This window comes from Planktosalinus sp. (assembly GCF_059864935.1).
The window spans coordinates 1-6,473 of the sequence record NZ_JCBCCK010000394.1 but is presented as its reverse complement, the minus strand read 5'-3'; the positions used below and the strand labels follow the sequence as shown (position 1 = coordinate 6,473).

The following is a 6,473-nucleotide window of genomic DNA, read 5'->3' as shown; positions in this document are numbered from 1 at the left end:
AAAAGGAAAAGTGACCCTTGACTCTTTCGAAAAGCAAATGGAAAGCGTCGAAAAGGAACGCAAGGATAAAGAAGCCCGAATCAGCAAGGTCAAAGAAACCAAAGCAGCTGAATTTGCCGCACTAAAAGAAAAAGCCACCGAATTTCCAACAGGTTTAAAAATGCTCTTCACCAAACAAGGCGACGGTGTGCAGCCTCGGGAAGGACAAAGCGTACTAATCAATTATGAAGGCTATTTAACCAATGGCTCCTTATTTGACTCCAGTAAACTGGAAGTAGCTAAAGAATATGAAATGGTTGACCAGCGCAGATTAAATGCCAACCAATACATTCCTATGCCTGCAAATTACAGCTTAGATGCTGAACTCATTGCCGGATTTAAAGAAGGCATGTTAAAAATGAAGGTGGGTGATGAAGCTGTGTTATTTATCCCCTCACATTTGGGGTATGGCGAGTCAGGGGCAGGGAATATTATCCCTCCCAATGCCGACCTTATTTTTGTATTGGAACTGGTTGATGTTATGAACTAATTCTTTGAATATATAAATTAAAAAGCGCTTCAAATTTTGAAGCGCTTTTTTTATAAACTGTCCCAAACTTTAGTACCAGGGTTATTTTTTGGAATATTTTGCTTGGCCAAGAGGGCGGTATTCAAACTTCTGCCCACCCACTGAAACTTCAGCCATCAAACCGGCTTTAGGCAAGACATAAACAATCATACCGTCATTAAATTTTGTGTTCAATGATACCCCTTCTTCAACCGCAACTGCAGCTACCTGCGACGTTAGCTCCAGTTCATTGTTCTTAAGCTTTTTAAAGGCTTCTTCACTATTAAAAAAGATTACCTCACTGTAAGCTTCACCACCAATTTGGGCTCCCACATCAAGTTGGGTCATGCTGGCCATACCCACCAGTTTTCCGCCTTTGTAAACTGCACCGTTGCCGGAAGCTGCCCCAACGATTACAGCCCCTTTACCCACATTGGGGAAAATAACATAGGCTGTTGCATTGCTAAACTGGCTTTCGAGGGCTTTATTCGTTTTAATAAACTCCTTTTTGGCCTCTTCGGCATCGTTGATTATCTTCTTGTCTTTATCACTGTCTTGTGCAAAAACAGACATGCTCATACATAGTACTGTTGCGAATATTAATTTTGTAAGTTTCATAATTTTCTTATTTTTATTGTTAGACCCTATAAATTTAATGTTTACGATTGCCACACTTAGTTAAGAGCCTGTTATATAGTGTGAAGGTTCTATTAAAAAATGAAATAATGCTATGTATAAGGACAAACAGCTACAACTGTGAATGTATATTTACTTAAATTTTTGAATACCTGATAACCGTCATATAAACTACTTAAGAAACTTATACCTTTATACTCCTTTTATATCAGACCCGTGAACCCAAAAATAAAACTCCATTTTTTTGGTGCGGCTCAAACCGTAACCGGTTCCAAATTCCTATTGGAAACCCCGGAACATAACATCCTTGTTGATTGTGGCATGTTTCAGGGGCTTAAGGAGCTGCGCCTGCAAAACTGGCGAGACTTTCCCTTTCGTGCCAACGAAATTGACCGCATACTACTCACCCACGGCCATCTGGATCACTGCGGGTATCTACCCAGATTGGTCAAACAAGGTTTTGAAGGTCCTATAATAGGAACTGCACCAACTTTGGCAATTGCTTCAGTTATCCTACGCGACAGCGCAGTGATTCAGGAAGAAGAAGCTGAACAGGCCAATGAGGAAGGCTACTCAAAGCACCATCCCGCACTTCCATTATACAATCAGGAAGATGCCGAACGCGCCATCAACCTCTTTCAGCCTGTAAACACAGACCAATGGATTTCAATTTCCGAAAATATCAAATGTCGGTTCAAAAAAGTGGGCCACATTATTGGTGCAACGTTTATCGAACTGGAAGTGTTTGGAAAATTAATTGTTTTTTCAGGTGACATTGGTCGGAAAGGCGACCCCCTGCTCTACCCTCCCGAAAAACCTGAATGGGCAGACATTGTTGTGATGGAAAGCACTTACGGCGACCGACTGCATCCCGAAGACGACAGTGAATCAATACTAATAGAAGCCGTACATCAGGCCATCAGGGAGAAGGGAACGATTATCATCCCCAGTTTTGCAGTTGAGCGTTTGCAAACCCTGATGTACAAACTCTGGGTGCTGTACAGCAAAAATAAAATACCCAACATTCCAATATTTGTTGACAGCCCTATGGGCAACGAAGTTCTCGATGTTTTCAGTCGTTTTGATTCCTGGCACAAACTCACAACATCCGAGTTTACAGCCATGACAAGGCATTTCAACATCATCACTTCTTACAAAGACACCTGGAAAACCATAGACAACAAACGCCCAAAAATCGTTATTGCCGGAAGCGGCATGGTTACCGGTGGGCGGGTGCTCACTTACCTCAGGTATTATATTGACAATCCGCTTACACAGGTTTTATTGGTAGGCTTTCAGGCAGAAGGCACAAGAGGCAGGAGACTACTGGAGGGAGAACAGGAAATTAAGCTGCATGGCAAATACATTCCCGTTAAGGCTCAAATCAAGACCATTGAGAGTCTTTCTGCTCACGCAGACCAGAGAGAACTTCTCGATTGGTTGAGTGAAATTAAAAACATCCCCGAACACCTGTTTCTGGTTCACGGGGAAGTTCAGGCGATGGAAGTCTTGCAAAATAAGTTGCTTGAAACCCTAAAGTTAAAATCTACACTCCCAAAATTGAATGAACACTATTTGCTATAAATATTAACTAAAAACTCAAACTCATGAATGATGCACATTTACATCTTGTGGCCAATCACTTTCCAATAATCGGATTGGTAATTGGCTTCCTTGTGCTGCTTTTCGGACTGTTATTTAGCGACCGCAAAGTGAGAATGACCGCGCTTGGAATATTAATTTTCAGCTCATTGACTGCTTTGTTTGCAAATTATACCGGTGAACTCGCAGAAGATGTTGTTGAAAAGCTTTCGGGTGTTTCTGAAGCTCATATTGAAACACACGAAGATGTTGCCGAACTTTTTCTTTGGACGATGGCTATGACGGGTGCTTTGGCACTTATTCTCATTGTTTTGGAATTAAAACGAATAAAAAGAACAAAGCTGGTCTACATTCCGTTAATCATTGCCATAGTAGTTTCGGGGTATTTTGCCAAAGAAACCGGAACTACAGGCGGTGAAATTCGTCATCCGGAAATCAGGGCTGACAGTCAAGCTACAAACCCAAACAGCAAATTAAAGAAAGTAAGCAAAAAAGCAAATAGGACTGATGATGATTGATCTAAAATTTCAATCTATAGTGACTCTGTTAAATCAAATTGGTTTTGGATGATGATACTTTTCCAATAACAAACCTGAATGTCCTTATGTGCATCAGTTGTTTAATAAATTGAAGTGCATTGCAACTCATTATTTAACCACGGAGTACACAAAGAAGGCACAGAGGGCACAAAGAAATCCGTCAAAACTCTTTATCACCTTGTCTTAAGTCTAATTTAAACAAAAACCACCTGATCGTCAAAGTCAGGAGTGGCCTGTTTATGTGTACAGCGATTATTTGAAACGTAAGTGATTCAACTGAAACTTTATGCAATCAATTGATTACAAAACCGATTTGATATGGCTTTCCAGCTCCCCTTTTTTCTGTTTACGAATTAGCTTTTCAATTTCAGGATTTCTGCCCAACTCCTTCTTGTTTCGTTCATAAAAAGCAATGGTGTGGTTGGTTCCTGCCATAACACCCGCCAGGCGATCTTTGGAATAATCGTTTTCTAAGCTGTATTTAGTCCAGCCGCTCAAAAATGCCATTAAACAATCAGGGCAGTCCATAAAAGGGACGATTGCCTGAGAAATCTCAAGCGTAACCGTTGGACTTCCGGTCATCCATTGCATTAAAAATGCGTTTACTGCTTTGCGTTTGCCTTGTTGTTCTGAAACCGGTGTTGAAAATGACCATTCAATGGCTTTGATGACTTCCTGTTCATAATTAGCATAATCTGCTTCTGAGTCGAAAGAAATATTTACGGGTACTTCAAACTCCTGAGCAATTAAACCAACACTTAAAAAAAGGAATAATAACAAAATGATTTGTGATTTCATAAAAATATTTATTTAAGATTAGAGATACTAAAGTAAATAAAAATCAGAACAACTCTTCAGTTGGATACCAAGTATTTAAAATTCATGACAAACCCTAAATCCCCGATTATACAAACAATGAATAACTATATTAACACCCTTTTAAGATAAAATTTTTTACTTTGCAGGCTCAAAACTATTACACCAGTTACTAATCAAAAACCTTATTATGAATCTAACTCTCCACAAAACAGCGCTTGCTATCAGTTTTGTACTGATACTGCAAAGCTGTAACACCAAAGAAAAAGAAGAAACTATGCCAGACAATCCGCTGCTTGCTGAATGGACAGGACCCTATCAGGGCGTTCCTGCATTTGATCAAATGAATGTCGAAGACCTGCAACCGGCCATGGAACTGGCCATGCAAAAACACCTGGAGGAAATCGACCAAATTGCCGGTAACCCTGACGAACCCACTTTTGAAAACACCATCCTGGCCATGGAAAAAGCGGGGCAGGAATACAACCGTGTGAGTACATATTACTACATCTGGAGGAGTAATATGTCCACACCGGAATTCAGGGAAATTGAAGCAGTACTTTCTCCCAAAATTTCGGAATATGAATCTAAAATCCAACAAAACGAAGCGCTTTTTCTACGCATCAAAACCGTGTATAAAGATGCATTGGGCAGTCCATTGAATGATGAACAACAACGCCTGACAGAACTTAAATATCAAGAATTTGAAATGAACGGTGCCAATCTTGATGCAGAAGGCAAAGCCCGCTATGCTGAAATCAACATGGAGTTGGCGGCCCTGTACACCACATTCTCAAACAATGTGTTGCACGACGAAGAAAACTATGTGACCTACATCACCGGCGAACAATTGGGCGGACTCCCCGAGTCTTTTGTCAATGCCGCTGCCAAAGCCGCTGCAGACCGCGGTCGCGAGGGCGAATATGCCATTACCAATACCCGCTCGTCTATGGACCCCTTCCTTACCTATTCTGACGAAAGAAGCTTACGCGAAAAAGTTTGGCGCACTTATTATTCACGTGGTGACAACCGTGATGAATATGACAACAACGACGTGATTGCACAAATACTGAAACTGCGTCACGAACGCGTGCAACTGCTGGGTTATGACAATTTTGCCGAATGGCGCCTGCAGGACCGTATGGCCAAAAACCCCGAAAATGCTATGGAACTGATGGAAACCGTATGGCCGGCAGCCCTTGCCCGCGTGGATGAAGAAGTGGCCGAAATGCAAGCCATTGCCAATGCCGAAGGACATAACATCACCATCGAGCCATGGGACTATCGTTACTATGCCGAAAAAGTGCGTAAATCCAAATACGACCTCGATTCAGATGAGGTGAAGCAATATCTCGAACTCAATAACCTGACCGATGCCATATTTTATGTGGGCGGCGAACTCTTTAATTATAAATTCACTCCCATAACAGACGGCAGTGTGCCTGTATTTCACGAAGATGTAAAAGTATGGGAAGTCAATGACATCACCAGTGGCGACCACATTGGGGTGTTTTACCTCGACCCTTTTGCACGCACAGGAAAACGCTCCGGAGCCTGGGCCACCCAGTATCGCAGCCACGCCAACTATGACGGTAAGCGTACTGTGCTGGCGAGCAACAACTCTAACTTTGTAAAAGCAGCACCAGGAGAGTCTGTGTTGATTTCCTGGGATGATGCCGAAACATACTTCCATGAGTTTGGGCACGCCCTGCATTTCTTTTCGTCAAACGTCACTTACCCCACCCTCAATGGTGGCGTTAGGGATTATACCGAATTCCAGTCGCAGTTGTTAGAGCGCTGGTTGTACACAGACGAAGTGATCAACCGCTTTCTGAAACACCACAAAACAGGGGAAGTCATTCCGGCTGAGTTGGTAGAAAAAATCAAAAATGCATCAACGTTTAACCAGGGGTTTGCCACTACCGAATTTTTAGCTTCTGCCCTGATGGATATGAAATACCACACTACAGACCCGGCCAATATCAATCCGCGTGAGTTTGAAAAGAAAACACTGGATGCTTTGGGTATGCCCAAACAAATCGTGATGCGTCACCGCACCCCTCATTTTAGTCATGTGTTCTCCGGCGAGGGCTATGCCACGGCTTATTACGGCTATATGTGGGCAGATGTATTGACCAGCGATGCAGCAGAAGCATTTGAAGAAGCCCCGGGAGGGTTTTATGATCAGGAGATGGCCGATAAACTGGTGAAATACCTCTTTGCCCCACGCAATGCCATGGACCCGGCTGAAGCATACAGAAGGTTCAGAGGAAGAGATGCCACTATCGATGCGCTAATGCGTGACAGGGGCTTTCCTGTTCCTGAGAATTGAT

The 6,473-nt window shown here is 42.5% G+C and carries 6 protein-coding genes; 4 read left to right on the top strand and 2 right to left on the bottom strand.

The genetic code is table 11. The annotated features are described in order from the left end of the window. Positions 1-529: FKBP-type peptidyl-prolyl cis-trans isomerase (locus AC6F75_RS12200; RefSeq protein WP_500715311.1), on the top strand; the 529-nt coding region annotated here is incomplete at its 5' end. Between the two features lie 81 nt (positions 530-610). Here AC6F75_RS12200 and AC6F75_RS12195 read toward each other — a convergent pair. Next, the gene (locus AC6F75_RS12195) at positions 611-1,165 is read right to left on the bottom strand and encodes a YSC84-related protein (RefSeq protein ID WP_500715310.1); all 555 of its coding nucleotides are present in this window, start codon (positions 1,163-1,165) and stop codon (positions 611-613) included. A gap of 234 nt (positions 1,166-1,399) precedes the next feature. On the opposite strand from AC6F75_RS12195, the gene AC6F75_RS12190 reads away from it, so the two are divergent. Together AC6F75_RS12190 and AC6F75_RS12185 are read left to right on the top strand one after the other, a co-directional pair. Further along, positions 1,400-2,767 (top strand): MBL fold metallo-hydrolase RNA specificity domain-containing protein, encoded by a 1,368-nt coding sequence (locus tag AC6F75_RS12190; protein WP_500715309.1) that lies wholly within the window; start codon positions 1,400-1,402, stop codon positions 2,765-2,767. Positions 2,768-2,790: 23 nt separating this feature from the next. Continuing rightward, complete coding sequence (locus AC6F75_RS12185) at positions 2,791-3,303, top strand: hypothetical protein (protein ID WP_500715307.1); 513 nt, start codon at positions 2,791-2,793, stop codon at positions 3,301-3,303. A gap of 321 nt (positions 3,304-3,624) precedes the next feature. Here AC6F75_RS12185 and AC6F75_RS12180 read toward each other — a convergent pair whose 3' ends face one another. Further along, entirely contained in the window at positions 3,625-4,122 is a 498-nt protein-coding gene (locus tag AC6F75_RS12180) for a hypothetical protein (protein ID WP_500715305.1), read from the bottom strand. A gap of 208 nt (positions 4,123-4,330) precedes the next feature. On the opposite strand from AC6F75_RS12180, the gene AC6F75_RS12175 reads away from it, so the two are divergent. Then, positions 4,331-6,472 carry a M3 family metallopeptidase gene (locus AC6F75_RS12175; RefSeq protein WP_500715304.1) on the top strand — a complete coding sequence of 714 codons (2,142 nt, stop codon included), beginning with the start codon at positions 4,331-4,333 and terminating at the stop codon, positions 6,470-6,472. Position 6,473 lies beyond the last annotated feature (1 nt).

Excerpts from the sequence above, each read along its gene's own strand:
- AC6F75_RS12195 (WP_500715310.1), bottom strand. The coding sequence starts at position 1,165 with ATGAAACTTACAAAATTAATATTCGCAACAGTACTATGTATGAGCATG.
- AC6F75_RS12175 (WP_500715304.1), top strand. The coding sequence starts at position 4,331 with ATGAATCTAACTCTCCACAAAACAGCGCTTGCTATCAGTTTTGTACTG.
- AC6F75_RS12185 (WP_500715307.1), top strand. The coding sequence starts at position 2,791 with ATGAATGATGCACATTTACATCTTGTGGCCAATCACTTTCCAATAATC.
- AC6F75_RS12180 (WP_500715305.1), bottom strand. The coding sequence starts at position 4,122 with ATGAAATCACAAATCATTTTGTTATTATTCCTTTTTTTAAGTGTTGGT.